Raw genomic sequence first — 13,212 nt, forward strand, 5'->3', positions numbered from 1 at the left:
CGTCACTGCGGCGGGCCAAGCGCGAATTCGCGGTGGAATATCTCCAGGTTCAAAAGCGCCCATATCAGTTTTTCGTGGTCCGCGGCGCGCTCGGCGTGCTCCCTGACAATCTGGTCCAGCTTCTTGGCGCTCAAATAGCTACGGATGACCGAATGGGACGAACACAGATGGTCCCGTACATAATCGCTCATCGGCCCGCGGAACCATTCGGCGACGGGCACCTTGAAGCCGATCTTTGGGCGGTTGAGGACCTCGTCGGGAACCATGCCGGCCATGCAGTCGCGCAGGATCTGTTTGCTGTGCAGGAAGCCCAGCCTGTAACGATCGGGCAGTTGGCTGACGAAGGAAACCAGATCGCGATCAAGGAATGGCATTCGCCCCTCGATTGAACCGGCCATCATCACTCGGTCGCCCCGTTCCAAGAGGTTGTCGGGCAACCACGATGTCTGATCAAAAAACAACACACGGCGCAGATGAGATTCCGTCACACTCGAAGAGAACGGGAAATCGTTGCAGTCATGGCCGCAAGTGGCCAACCCACCGAGGAGCGAATCGCGTTCCCGCGCCGTCATGGCTCCAAACCAGGAGATCATCCGGGTGGCAAAGTCCCGTTCACCCGCGCTTCGGGCAAATGTATCGAACTTGGCCGATGCGCCGGGCAATGCGCGCATCAAAGGGGCGAGGAGATTGTTGTGAAGCGACGCTGGAACAAGTGACCGGTAGACACCCGCCAGAGACTCTGCGCGATGTTTGGGGTAGCCGCCGAGAATCTCGTCCGCACCTTCGCCCGTAAGCACCATCTTGACGTCCTGCGAGGCTCGAACCGACATCAGGTAAATTGGAATGTCCGTACTTTGTGAAACAGGTGCCCCCCGATGGCGGACCATCTTGGGCAGATGATTCATCAGGTCATCCGCCTGGATGACGATTTCGCAATGATCGGTCTTGAAATGATCGGCGACGCGCCGGGCGAATGGAAGCTCGCTGTAAGCCTGTTCGCTGAAACCGACCGAAAACGTACGAATGGGGTTGTCGCTGTGCCTGGTCATCAGGGCAACGATTGCCGACGAGTCGAGGCCCCCGGACAGAAAGGCGCCAAACGGCGCATCACTGCGCATCCTGATCTCGACAGAACGGTCGAGCAATTCCAGAAATCGCCGCTTGGCGGTTCCTGGATCGATATCCGCTGTCAGATCGGTCTGATCCGGGGGCGCATAGTAGCGCGTTTCCGTTACTTCCCCTTGCGACCACACAGCGTAGCTTCCCGGGTTGAGCTTGCGGATCTGTTTGAAAAGCGTCCGCGGTCCAGGCACGTAACGCCAGGTCAGATACTCGCGCACTCCATCCAGATCGAGCTGCTGGCCATCTGGCTGCGCAGACAACAACGCGCTGATCTCCGAGGCAAACGACAGCAAATTTCTGCCTTGCATGAGGTAAAGGGGTTTTTTTCCAAAGGGGTCGCGAGCGAGGATCAATTCGCGCCGTTGAGCGTCCCACAGCGCAAAAGCGAACATCCCGCTCAATCGGTCGAACATGGCCAGGCGCCACTGGTCATAAGCCCTGAGCAGCACTTCCGTGTCGGAGCGTGTGCGAAAACGGTGGCCGAGACCGATCAACTCCTCACGCAACTCGATGTAGTTGTATATTTCGCCGTTGAAAATAATCCGGAGCCGTCCGTCCTCGGTCTGCATCGGCTGATTTGAATCGGCGTTTAAGTCAATAATCGCCAGGCGGCGATGCACCAATGCCAACTGGTCCTCGCCTGTGTTCAGGTCCAGGAGTTCGATGCCTTCGGCATCGGGACCACGATGCTGCAAGGCATTCGACATCCCGGCGGCCCGATCTTGTGGCTTCTCGACCCTGCGCCCAATCCAGCCGGCAATTCCGCACATTCTTTCCCTTGGCCCTCTTTCCCTTGTTTGCGTATGATCGAGGACACCAATCTACAGCGAATATATTAAATAGCTGCTCGGTGGAGTGATTTTAAAACTGAGCCTGATTTGGTTCGATCAGGCCCTCTCGGCTGCAACTGGAGACGACAGTCCTTGGGTTTCACGCGATTGATCGCCAGCAACCAGGCAGACCGCTCGAACCGATCCTGACCCGATGACGAGTTATGGCAGGCCCAGTGCCCGCAACATCTCCCGGTCCGGGATCGCAGGCCCCTTGGGTTGGATAACACTCATTCCGTAAGGATTGGAGAATTCCCAGGCCGACCACGGCATCGCGAAGCGTTCCGCCTCTCTGCGCACTGCCATGAGATAGCGCAGGCGATCAGCATCGAAAGCTCCCATGCGGCCATCCGCAGACATCAGGATAACGCCGAATTCGCCCACGAACAGGCGTCTGCTCGCTATGCCATGGGCTTCAGCCCAGTCGACCGCCTGACGGAAACCCGCTTCGAGCTGGCTCTGCCCCCAATTCTGCTCAAAGTATCGGGCGATCGTTTCACGCGCCGAGGCCATGTTCATCACCTCTTCGATCTGGCTCAAGCCGGCGGCGTCCATCTGCGCCTTGAGGGTTTCGGCGACCACTTCGGGCGTGCTGGCGTCGGCAGGCCAGGGAAGGCCGGAGGAGAAAGCGTTCTTGTCATCGGCCCGCTGGTGCGTGAAGCTGTGCGGATCATACATGTGGAAGCTGTAATAGACGTTGGGGTCGTCGAAGTTGGGGTCCAGGTTGACCAGTCCCGCGATGCTCCCGCCGCAGGCGCCGGTCGCGACGATGGTGAGTTCGCTGCTGACGGCGCGAATATCGCGAACCGTGCCTGCCATGATCCGCTGCCAGTCATCGCTGCCGCTTGAATCGCAAGGGTAGTAGGCGGGCTCGTTATAGGGCTCGAGGGCGACCTTGTCGGCGCCAATTTTGATCAGCATGGCAGCCACCGCCACTACCATTTTGCGATAGCGGGCAACACCCTCGCTGTCGGCCCCGCCATGGATCATTTCCATGCTGTAGGCCGGAACCTGGCTGACGCCATGCAGATCGAAAACCACCTTGAGCCCGCTTGAAACCACCCGCTGCACCGCAGCGGCAAGCATGTCCAGCGCCTGTTGTCGTTTGGCGCCCTCGCTGGCAAGCAGAGGGCCAGGGTCGACACTCAGCCGGACAAAGTCGAAGCCCATGGATCGAATGCGACCAAACTGGTCGCCGTCCGGCCAATCGGTGAGCGGCCTGCCGCCCGCAAGCCATTCCTTCTCGCTGCGATAGGGCGGCCATTTGTAGGAACCATCTTTCTCCACCGGCGACCAGTTGAGCCATTCATGGACGCCAACGCCGCGCTCAAGCGGGATCGGCGCCGCCTCGGCTGACAAAGCCATGCCAAGCGCGCACGCTATGACGTAGACAACTTTTCTCATCGCAAAACTCCGCGTCATGGCCGAAGATATTAACCGCGGGAACGGAAAAGAGGATGCCGCCACACGCTTTTTCGACGGGATGGTGTATGAGGATCAAAATCTTGGCGGAGCGCGGATGAGGGTCGGGTGGTATTTCAACCGATTGCGCAGCATGGAGTTGGCCGAGATATTGCATCGGTTGGACGAGCAGCGCCGGAGGACCGTTTCGCGCCGCCGCGACAACGGCTGGCAGCGCTATGCGTCGCCGCAGTTGCACCCGGTGCTGCACGGATTGCGGAATGCTGTGCCGGCCGCTGCGACACCAGCCCAGCGGCAAGCTATCGAGGCGGCTGCGCAAAACACTCTTCGGGGCCAGTTTTCAGCACTTGGGCAGACCTGGCCACAGCGAGACCCCTATACTCTCTTTCCACCCGAGCTCTGGCGCCTTGATCCGGTGACCGGCCGGCTTTGGCCAGGCCCCAAGACCCATACTTTCGATATCGATTTTCGCCATGCCACCGGCCGTGGCGATGTAAAATATGTCTGGGAAATCAACCGGCTGCAGCAACTGCCGCCACTGGCTGCCCATCTGCTTCTCACCGGCGATGATCAATCCCGTGCGGCCATCGAGGCGGCGATCGAGAGCTGGCATTTCGCCAACCCACCATTTCGGGGCGTTGGCTGGGCCTCGGGCATCGAGGTCGCGCTACGAGCCATCAGCCTGATTGTCACGCTCGACCTCGTCGGCGACCGGCTTGGCGCGGCGACGCGAGAAAAAGTCGGTGAAATACTGGCGGCAAGCGCCTATTGGCTGCCGCGGTTTCCCTCCCGTTTTTCGTCCGCCAACAACCATCTCGTCGCGGAATTGGCTGGCGAATATTTGATCGGTCTGGCTTTCGGGGCCGAGGTGGCTCGCGAGTCGCTCCTGGCTGAGGTGCTCAAACAGATCCTGGCCGATGGCGCCGGGGCCGAGCAGACCCCGACCTACGCCGCCTTCAGTGCCGAACTTTTCCTGCTGTGCGCTGCGGCGGCGCGCCAGGCCGGACTGCCTTTTCCCCAGCCCGTCGAAGCGCGTTTGGCCGCTTTCGCCAATTTCGCAGGCTGGCTCCCGCCGAAAACCAGCGGCTTCGGCGACAATGATGAAGGCCGCGTGATCACGCTGGGGGGCGAAACCGATTATGTCGGATCGGTCGCGGCCGCCATCCGTGGTTTTCTACGGATGCCGGGCAGCGCACCGGAGCCTGGCGATTTTCGTGCGCTTTTCTTCGGCGCGCCACCGCGGCCGGCGCCGGTGCCGAATGGATTGCATACATTCACGCAAGGCGGGCTCTCCGTCTGGCGCGGCGAGATGAATGGTCGCAACGTCCATCTGACATACGACCACGGCCCGCTGGGCTACCTTTCGATAGCGGCGCACGGTCATGCCGACGCGCTGTCGCTCACCCTGTGCATTGACGGCGATCCGGTGCTGGTCGACCCCGGCACATGGCTCTATGGTTCGGGGGGAGGCTGGCGCGACTGGTTCCGCTCGACGCCGGCGCACAACACGCTGAACCTAGAGGGTAAAAGCCAAAGCATCATCTCCGGGGCGTTCAACTGGTCGCACAAGGCGGTTGCGACATTGGTGGAGAGCGAGCCGGGGCCGCACTGGAGGCTGTGTGCCCGACATGACGGGTACAAAGGCCGCTTCGGCGTTGTGCATCAACGCGCCGTGACACGCGATGGCGACGGCATCCTCGTGACCGACCAACTGCTCGGCGGCAGCCGCGTCGCTGAGATCGTCTTCCAACTCGCCGCCGACCTCCACGCCAACAGGGATGGAAACATTGTCACGATATTGCGCGGCGCTGAACCTTTGATGACTATCCACTTTCCAGACGCAGCGATCCACATCCGTTCCGGCGGCGACACACCGGGCCAGGGCGGCTGGGTTTCGCCGCGTTTTGGTGCAAGGCAGCCAGCCGAACGCCTCGCATGGCGTGGCCAAGTAGGCGAAAAGGGAGTAGTCATCCGGCTCGCGCCAAGTCCGCCGCAGACCCGATAACGGGCAGGTTGCAGGCGCAGCGTTCGACATTAATTACGTTCAGATATTTAGCGGTTTTGACACCGTTGATCTGCTAATTTGGCCATGATTGTTCTGCCAGTCGCATCCCGATACACAGTTGCGGGCAGCATATGATAGGCCTGGCAATATGTGCTTCGCGACGAGCCGGATCACCATTTCACCACCTAGGAGCCACTGCATCGATGTTTTCGGAATTCGCCAGAGTGATCGTGGAAAAACTCTCACACATCGATCTGCTGACACTCGGTCTCCTGTTGCTCACGGCGCTGGGGAGCGCGGTGGTCGCCTACTGGCGAACGGTCGAACAGAAATCCTTCCGGGACTTTTTCGACTTCGCCTTTCCCGCGGAAGTCATCATGCACCCATCGGCGCGAGCGGACGCATTGTTCTGGATCACGAAAAGGCTGGTGATGCCCTTCCTGCTCATTCCCGCCGGTGTCACCTTCGTTGCCGCCACGGGATATGCAACAAACCAGGCAGTCGGCTGGCTCTTCAGCATCTCGCAACCGCTGATACCCGGCCCCGCCGGCCCAGTGACGATCATCCTCTTCACCGCAACCATGCTCGTTGCTTACGATATCTCCTACTACCTATATCACGTTGCCCAGCACCGTTTCCCGTTCCTGTGGGAATTGCACAAGGTGCATCATTCGGCCGAAGTGATGGTTGGGATCACCAAGGACCGGGTTCACCCCCTGGACGATCTGATGAACCGGATCTGGGACGGCGTCATACCGGGGATCAGTTTCGGCTTGTGGAGCCTGATTGCGCTTGATCCGGTCGAGATCGCCATATTTGGCATCAACGTCTATGTCATTCGCAACATTCTCATGATGGACTTTGTTCGCCACACGCATCTGAAGATTTCCTTCGGCCGGTTGAACGGCGTCATCTTGTGTCCGCACTGGCACCAGGTGCATCACAGTGTCGACCCTCGCCACTACGACAAGAATTTCGGGCTGCTTTTTTCATTCTGGGATCGCATATTCGGAACGCAGTTCATCCCGGATCCGGACGAAGACCTCAAGTTTGGACTGATAGATCGCGACGTACGCGACTATCAGTCGCTTTTCGGACTTTACGTGCTGCCGCTCAAGAAAATGGCAAACCATATCATGCGACTTTTTCAAAAGCGCATCGATGTCGCGCAGCCGCAGGACCGTCTCCAACCATGAACAAAATGGCTTCGATTGACGCTGTTGGTGCGGAGCGACTGGAAATCGTCAGTTCGACGGATCGCCTGGCCGCCATCGAAGCCGAATGGGTAGACCTATGGCATCGTACCCATGCACTGATCTTTCAGAGCCATGCCTGGGTTTCGGCATGGTGGAGCACCGTGCGTGACCGCGACCGGCGCTCGCTGCGGATCGGCCTGGTATGGAGCGATGACAGGCTGGTCGCTGTCATTCCCCTGGCGATCGGCAGACGAAAAGGACTTCGGCTCCTCGAATGGGCCGCCAATAGCTATACGGACTATGGTGATATTCTTGTCGCGCCGGAATGCTCCCTATCGGCCCTCCAGAACCTCTGGAACCGGATCTGTTCGGCGGGTGGCTTCGATCTTGCTTTTATCAATCGTCTGTCGCCGGATGCGGCAGCCCGCAGGATTTTTACACCGGGCTCTTCCAGCGGCGTCAAGCTTCGCGCCAATCACCGGGAGGAAGTCAGTTATCGCGTCGCTGGACAGTGGGCCAGCGGAGCAGCATGGCTGGCGGACCAGCCGAAAAAGATGCGCCAGAACTATCGGCGCGGCATCAAGATACTGGAAGAAACAGGCGAAGTGAAATTCCGCCTCCTGTCGGCCGACGAGCCGCTGCAGCCATTGCTGGAGCGACTGTCGGCGCTGAAGCGCAGATGGCTGGAAAAGCACACGCGTGAATCCGACCTTTTCGAAGAGGGCGAGCCGGTTCTTGCCGCCCTGGTGGACGCGCTGTCACGCGCCGGTGTGCTGCGCATTTTCGTACTTGAATGCAATGGTGCGATGGTCGCGGTTTCCATCAACATCGTCCAGCACAACGTCATGATGGCATTCGTTACCACCTACGACCCTGACTTTAGCCGAGCGTCGCCGGGTGCGGTCCTGATTACGGAGTATATACAGTGGTCGTTTGATCACGGCTTGGGATTGGTCGATTTCCTCTGTGGCGGAGAGGCCTTCAAACATAGGTTTGCAACACAGGCCGTTACCCTCCAATCCGTTCTTGGGGCACGCACTGTGCAGGGCGCGCTCGCTTCTCTCGCTGATCGTATCTGTCAGACGATCCGCGTACGCTCACGCGGATTGGCGTCGGCGAATCCAGAGCGCCCGCCCGATGAGACTGCTTAATTTAGCTGGATAACTTGGGCATAAGCCGCCGAGCGTTGAGGGCTGGCGTGCGACATGGGCGCGCCATTCGAAAATCCGCGTCGATTGCGCCTCGGAATTGGGACCGAATGGGTCCGCAGGTGCAGACTTCAATTCCCGCAAATCACGTCTCTCGAGGCGCAGTTTGTCGTCTGCGAAGCGTTGCAACACGTTCGTTGGCGTCACAACGGTAGCAGGCTAGGTCCTGAGAATCATTGAAGATTTTTTCGGACAGGGCGCTACCATAGGTCGGCGTTTTTACTATGATTTCAGTAGCTTAGGTAGGCTGGTAGCGGGAGAGCGCTACCGCCTTTCCCCCCACTCGTCGAACTACCGGTTCCTGCTTAGGTGCTGCGGCTGAGCTGTGTCGCTGCAATCTGCCGCCAGACATGCGCGGTGGACGCCCCGGGTTCGGAACTGCGCTGCGGATGGCCAACGCATGGAAAAGGAGTGCCGGTCAGTTCAGGGTTCTGCCGTTCCCTGCCGCGCTGCCCAGTCGAACGGGTAAAGGCAATAGAAATAGCCGGTACGCTCGGTGGCGATGTATTTCAGGTGGGTGCCGTTTGGCAGCCAGACGATATCGCCGGGATTGCACTCATGGCGACCGTCGTCGAGTTCGATCGTCAGGGTGCCCTCGTGGATGAACAGCACCTCGTCGTAGGTCACGGTCCAGTCGATCGAGGCGTTCTCGAGATACTCGATGCCGCCGCCCATGGTCCGACTGATATCGGCATTGATGACGCGGGCAATCGAGGATGTGCCGGTCGGTGTGATGGACGGCTTCAGGGTCAATTCGCTGCGCTTGAAGATCTTGGCCTTGGACACCGTTTATCCTTTCCTTGCGCGGAGGTTGGCTTTCGAAGGGGTGACGCCGGACGGGGCCAGTCCCGCGAGCCATCTGGTCAAGAGGTCGGGTTTTCGGCCGGCATGTTCGAGATCGTCGCGCCGCCGCACCGCGCCGCGAACGAAATGCGCGCCGACGAACCGGAATGGTTCGGATGGGAAGCCTCGCGTCACTGGGCGCACGAGCGCCGAATGGGTGAGCTCGGATTCGCCGCCGGTCAACAGGCCGGCCAGGATCTTGCCGCCGAGATAGGCCATCGTCGTGCCGTTGCCGGAGAAGCCGTAGCCGTAGACGATGTCGCGGTTGGCGGGCAGGGCGCCGAACAGTGGCACGCCGCTGACGGTCCGATCGATCGGGCCGTTCCATGATGTATCGAGCGGAAAGTCGGCGAGCGCCGGGTGACCGTCCCGCAACGCGCGGCGCATGTCGGCGACCCGTGGCGATAGACCATGAAACCGCCTGTCGACGATGCCGCCGAGGCCGATGACGCCCCCACTGACGCCGACAGACAGCCGACCATCGCGCGTCGGTGACCAACCGCCGACGAAAACGCGGGAATCGATCATCAGCGGCGCGCGGCGGTAGCCAATCTTGTCGAGAAGGTCTGGAATGGGTTTTGACATGGCGTCGTCGCTGGAGATGTTGAAGATTGCCGGCGCCAGTTCTCGAATGGCGCCGGACCATGCATTCATGGCAAGCACGATCTTGCCGCAAGACACAGTGCCTCTCCCCGTCTCCACCTTGAGCGTGCCGTCGCGCGAAAACCGCGTCATCGGCGACTTTTCATAGATGCGCACGCCGCGTGTTAGTGCTGCCCGGCGCAGGCCGCGCACGAGGAAACCGGGATGCACGGTTGCCGACGACGCATCGAACGCGCCGCCGAGGTGGCTCGTCGTGCCGGCCATCGCTGCGATCTCGTCGCGCGAAACTCGTCGCGCCGGCACGTAGCCATGCGCCGCCAGCTTGTTCAACGCGTCGTCCCAGGCGCCAAGCTGGGCTTCGCACGTCGCACCCCAGATCCAGCCGATCCGATCAAACCAGCTGTCTATTCCCTCGGCCTTGCAGAAAGCCTCGATGCCGCCGATTGCGGCTTCGGATGCCTTGATGATCGAAAGTGCATCGTTTCCGTCGCGCAGCGCGGCGAGCGCGCTGTATTTCGTCCATGCCGAGAGCACCATGCCGGAGTTGCGGCCGCTCGGGCCACCGCCGCAAATGTCACGCTCGACGATGACAACATCGAAGGCGGGATTGTGCTCCTTGAGGCGTATAGCGGTCCACAAGCCCAGATAGCCGCCGCCGACGATGCAGATGTCAGCCTGGGTCGCCTCTTCGAGCGGAGGCGCAAGGTCTGGGTCCTCGGGCAGGGCCTGCCGCAGCCAATGGCTTCGCCAGACGATGTCCTTTTCCGTCAGTTGCATCACGATGCGCCTCTGGCTGATAGGCGGCGCTCCACGAGCCTGACCCAAAGGCTCGCGCCAATCGGCAGGATTGCGTCGTTGAAATCGTAGTTGGTGTCGTGAGCCGCGGCCTGGTGCGCATCGTCGGCCTGGCCGAGCAGGAAATAGCAGCCGGGCCGCTGTTCCAGCATGTAGCAGAAATCTTCAGAACCCATCTCGGGAGGCGGATCGATGACGAGACTTGCCGGTCCCATCACTTCGTTCACAATCGCGATCATCGCGTCGGCCTGCGCCGCAGTGTTTATCGTCGGTGCGAAGGGCGTTTCGTAGCGGATGTCGACGCCGGCGCCAAAAGCTTCAGCTTCGTTTTTCGCGATGCGGCGGATTGCCGTCTCCAGCGTCTTTTGAATCTGGTGGTCGAAGGTGCGCACGGTGCCGGTCAGAAACGCCGTATCGGGGATGGTGTTGAAGGCTTCGCCTGCGCGCAGGCTGCCAACGGTGACGATTGCGGGAGAATGCACATCGGTGACGCGGCCGGGCAGGGCTTCGATTGCCAGCAGGATGCGCGCGGCGATGGGGAGTGGATTGATCGCCAGATGCGGCATCGCCGCATGGCCGCCCCTTCCGTAGACGACGATCTCGAAGCGATCGGCCGCCGCGGCCACCGTTCCGCGGTGGACGGCGATCTCGCCGAGCGGCCGTTCGCAATTGTGCAGCGCGTAGACTTCATCGCAGGGGAAACGCTCGAAAAGGCCCTCGTTCAGCATGGCAAGCGCCCCACCTCGACCCTCCTCGGCCGGCTGGAAGATGAAATGCACCGTGCCGGCGAAGTCGGGCGAGCGAACAAGCGCCGAGGCTGCGCCGAGCAGCATAGTGGTATGGCCGTCATGGCCGCAGCCATGCATCCGCCCGGGGGTGCGGGACGCATGCGCCAGCGGCCGTGCCTCAGTCATCGGCAGGGCATCCATGTCGGCGCGGATGCCAAGGCTGCGACCAGCGCCGAGCCTGCCCCTGAGCGTGCCGACGACACCTGTGCGTCCGACGCCTTCGTTCGTCTCGATGCCCCACGCGCGCAGTTTGTCCGCCACGAAACGCGCCGTCTCGAACTCTTCGAAACCGAGCTCGGGATTGGCATGGAGATGCCGCCGCCACGCCGTCATCTCGGTCTCGAGTTGCTGCACCGACGGAACCAGTTTCATGCCGATGCCTCTGCGCGGAGAGTTTGCGAACGGCTCTGCAGGATGGCGATGACCCCAAGCAGGATCGCCGAGAAAGCGATCAGCAGCACGGCGACGGCCGCGATGGCAGGGCTGATGGACTCGCGAACCCCGGAGAATATCATGCGGGGCAAGGTTCGCTCCGCGCCCGTCGAGAGGAAGCTTGCGACGACGACTTCGTCGAAAGAAATGATGAAGGCGATGATGGCCCCTGTAACCACGCCCGGCGCTATCAGCGGCAGCACCACCTTGAAGAAGGTGCGCATGGTGCCGGCGCCGAGCGATGCCGCCGCACGAACCAGCGTCCGGTCGAAGGTCGAAAGGCTGGCGACGACGGTCGTCAGCATCACAGGAACGGCCATCGCCGTATGCACCAGAATGATCGATAGCTTGTTGCCAACGAGTCCCAGCGTGGCGAAGAATGAAAAGGCCGCGACGCCGACGATGACGACCGGCGTCACCAAAGGCGCGGCGATTATTGCGTAGAGGATTCGCTTGCCGGCAAAATCGCCCCAGGCGAGCCCGATCGCCGCCGGTATGCCGAGCAGCAAAGCCAGAACCGTGGTGGATAGCCCGATGACGACCGAGTTCCACAGCGCGTTCGGCCAGCGCTGGTCGACCCACAGTTCGGCATACCAGCGCAGCGACCAGCCCGGCGTTGGAAATGCCAGCGAATTGCTCGAGGTCAGCGACATGGGGACCACGATCAGCAGGGGCAGGATGATGAAAGCCAGCAACGTCGCTGCATAGGCATACATCAGCCATTTCCGGAAGCGGTCGGCGCTCATGCGACATGCGCCTTGCTGCGGAAGAGGACGGATGCCGTCCAGAACAGGAACGCAAACAATACGAGGATCATCAGCAGTTGCAGGGAAAGCGCTGCGCCCATGCCCCAGTTCAGCGTGCTGTTGGTGTAGAAGGCTATGTAGCTGGAGATCATCTGGTCTGTCGGCCCGCCGACAAGCGTCGGGGTGATGTAATAGCCGAGCGCGAAGACAAAAACGATCGCCCCGCCGGACAGGATCCCGGGCAGGATCAACGGCAACTGCACGCGGCGCCACGCCGTGAGCCACGGCGCACCCAACGACAGCGCCGCGCGCATGTAGGTGGTCGGAACCCGCCGCATGACGGCGACGACGGAGAGGACCATCATGGGCAGCAGAACCTGAACCATCGCCAGGTACAGCGAAAAGCGGGTGTAGATGAGGTCGAGGGGTTCGCTGACGATACCCAATCCGAGCAGTGTGGAATTCACGGGACCGTTCTTCTGCAGCACGATGATCCAGATGACGGTGCGCACCAGCAGCGATGTCCAGAGCGGAAACAGGATCAGCGCGAACATCAGCTTCGACCAGGCAGGCGGCGCGCTGACGATCGCCTGCGCCAGCGGCACGGCGAGCACCGCGCAGATGACCGTCACCACCATGCTGATCCAGATCGTACGCAGCAGCGCGTCGACGAAGATGGCGCGGTCGGCCGAAACGGCTTCGATCGAATTGTCCGCGCCGCGCTTCAGGTCGAGGCTCGCAAGCAGATAATAGTCCGTTCGCGCGCTTTGCTGACGCGCTATGACCTGCCAGAGATCGATGTTTTTCCAGCCGGCCTGTTTGGCGAGCACCTCGTCGCGCACGGGGCGCATGCCGAGCTCGCCGTCGGCCGCATCCTTTGCCGTCTTGATGACGAGGAAACGGCTACCGACAACGCGCTGGTTCACGAGTTGCGCCAGGACGCCTTCCTTCCCGGCGCGCCGCGCGTCGGCCAGGTCCTCGACGAGTGCTGCAAAGACGGGTTCGCCAGGCAGGCCGCTCTCTGCTTTCCAGCCGGCCAGAGCGGCAATGGTGCGCGGCAGGTTGTTCGAGAAATCCGAGTTGTCGACGGCCAGAGCCAGGAAGCGCGCCAGCGGCCACAGAAACAGAATGACGACGAATAATATAAGCGGAGCCGCCAACAGGGCGAGCATGCCGCCCCGTTGGCGTCGCTTCATAGCCGGTTTTGTCCCGACCAGCATGC

At 61.1% G+C, this 13,212-nt stretch carries 10 protein-coding genes; 3 read left to right on the plus strand and 7 right to left on the minus strand.

Going from position 1 to position 13,212, the window contains the following annotated elements:
• Positions 1-2: 2 nt before the first annotated feature.
• Both asnB and NKH35_RS00350 read right to left on the minus strand, forming a co-directional pair.
• Positions 3-1,892 carry an asparagine synthase (glutamine-hydrolyzing) gene (gene asnB / locus NKH35_RS00345; protein ID WP_023703936.1) on the minus strand — a complete coding sequence of 630 codons (1,890 nt, stop codon included), beginning with the start codon at positions 1,890-1,892 and terminating at the stop codon, positions 3-5.
• Between the two features lie 222 nt (positions 1,893-2,114).
• A complete protein-coding gene (locus NKH35_RS00350) occupies positions 2,115-3,356 on the minus strand; it encodes a glycoside hydrolase family 5 protein (RefSeq protein ID WP_031192949.1) in 1,242 nt (413 codons plus the stop codon).
• 16 nt (positions 3,357-3,372) lie between these two features.
• On the opposite strand from NKH35_RS00350, the gene NKH35_RS00355 reads away from it, so the two are divergent.
• The 3 genes from NKH35_RS00355 (at position 3,373) to NKH35_RS00365 (ending at position 7,726) form a co-directional block, all read left to right on the plus strand.
• Complete coding sequence (locus NKH35_RS00355; RefSeq protein WP_023671805.1) at positions 3,373-5,379, plus strand: heparinase II/III family protein; 2,007 nt, start codon at positions 3,373-3,375, stop codon at positions 5,377-5,379.
• Positions 5,380-5,582: 203 nt separating this feature from the next.
• Positions 5,583-6,575 (plus strand): sterol desaturase family protein, encoded by a 993-nt coding sequence (locus NKH35_RS00360; RefSeq protein ID WP_023686296.1) that lies wholly within the window; start codon positions 5,583-5,585, stop codon positions 6,573-6,575.
• Positions 6,572-7,726: a GNAT family N-acetyltransferase gene (locus tag NKH35_RS00365; protein ID WP_023696861.1), complete on the plus strand. Its 1,155-nt coding sequence runs from the start codon at positions 6,572-6,574 to the stop codon at positions 7,724-7,726. Before NKH35_RS00360 ends, NKH35_RS00365 begins: the two co-directional genes overlap by 4 nt.
• Positions 7,727-8,206: 480 nt before the next feature.
• On the opposite strand, the gene NKH35_RS00370 is transcribed toward NKH35_RS00365, so the two are convergent.
• The 5 genes from NKH35_RS00370 to NKH35_RS00390 are packed head-to-tail and all read right to left on the minus strand — an operon-like array spanning position 8,207 to position 13,186.
• Positions 8,207-8,569 (minus strand): EutQ-related cupin domain-containing protein, encoded by a 363-nt coding sequence (locus NKH35_RS00370; protein WP_023711040.1) that lies wholly within the window; start codon positions 8,567-8,569, stop codon positions 8,207-8,209.
• Between the two features lie 3 nt (positions 8,570-8,572).
• Complete coding sequence (locus NKH35_RS00375; protein ID WP_023711041.1) at positions 8,573-10,006, minus strand: NAD(P)/FAD-dependent oxidoreductase; 1,434 nt, start codon at positions 10,004-10,006, stop codon at positions 8,573-8,575.
• The gene (locus tag NKH35_RS00380) at positions 10,006-11,184 is read right to left on the minus strand and encodes a M20 aminoacylase family protein (protein WP_352913072.1); all 1,179 of its coding nucleotides are present in this window, start codon (positions 11,182-11,184) and stop codon (positions 10,006-10,008) included. Before NKH35_RS00380 ends, NKH35_RS00375 begins: the two co-directional genes overlap by 1 nt.
• Positions 11,181-11,990: an ABC transporter permease gene (locus NKH35_RS00385; RefSeq protein ID WP_050588602.1), complete on the minus strand. Its 810-nt coding sequence runs from the start codon at positions 11,988-11,990 to the stop codon at positions 11,181-11,183. The genes NKH35_RS00380 and NKH35_RS00385 overlap by 4 nt, the downstream gene beginning before the upstream one ends.
• Positions 11,987-13,186: an ABC transporter permease gene (locus NKH35_RS00390; protein ID WP_352913074.1), complete on the minus strand. Its 1,200-nt coding sequence runs from the start codon at positions 13,184-13,186 to the stop codon at positions 11,987-11,989. Before NKH35_RS00390 ends, NKH35_RS00385 begins: the two co-directional genes overlap by 4 nt.
• Between the last annotated feature and the right edge of the window lie 26 nt (positions 13,187-13,212).

It is taken from the genome of Mesorhizobium sp. M1143, from assembly GCF_040318435.1.
In the GTDB taxonomy this organism is placed as follows: domain Bacteria; phylum Pseudomonadota; class Alphaproteobacteria; order Rhizobiales; family Rhizobiaceae; genus Mesorhizobium.

Coding starts and splice junctions, on each gene's coding strand:
- NKH35_RS00350 (WP_031192949.1), bottom strand. CDS start 3,356: ATGAGAAAAGTTGTCTACGTCATAGCGTGCGCGCTTGGCATGGCTTTG.
- NKH35_RS00390 (WP_352913074.1), bottom strand. CDS start 13,186: ATGAAGCGACGCCAACGGGGCGGCATGCTCGCCCTGTTGGCGGCTCCG.
- NKH35_RS00355 (WP_023671805.1), top strand. CDS start 3,373: ATGGCCGAAGATATTAACCGCGGGAACGGAAAAGAGGATGCCGCCACA.
- NKH35_RS00380 (WP_352913072.1), bottom strand. CDS start 11,184: ATGAAACTGGTTCCGTCGGTGCAGCAACTCGAGACCGAGATGACGGCG.
- asnB (WP_023703936.1), bottom strand. CDS start 1,892: ATGTGCGGAATTGCCGGCTGGATTGGGCGCAGGGTCGAGAAGCCACAA.
- NKH35_RS00360 (WP_023686296.1), top strand. CDS start 5,583: ATGTTTTCGGAATTCGCCAGAGTGATCGTGGAAAAACTCTCACACATC.
- NKH35_RS00365 (WP_023696861.1), top strand. CDS start 6,572: ATGAACAAAATGGCTTCGATTGACGCTGTTGGTGCGGAGCGACTGGAA.
- NKH35_RS00375 (WP_023711041.1), bottom strand. CDS start 10,006: ATGCAACTGACGGAAAAGGACATCGTCTGGCGAAGCCATTGGCTGCGG.
- NKH35_RS00385 (WP_050588602.1), bottom strand. CDS start 11,990: ATGAGCGCCGACCGCTTCCGGAAATGGCTGATGTATGCCTATGCAGCG.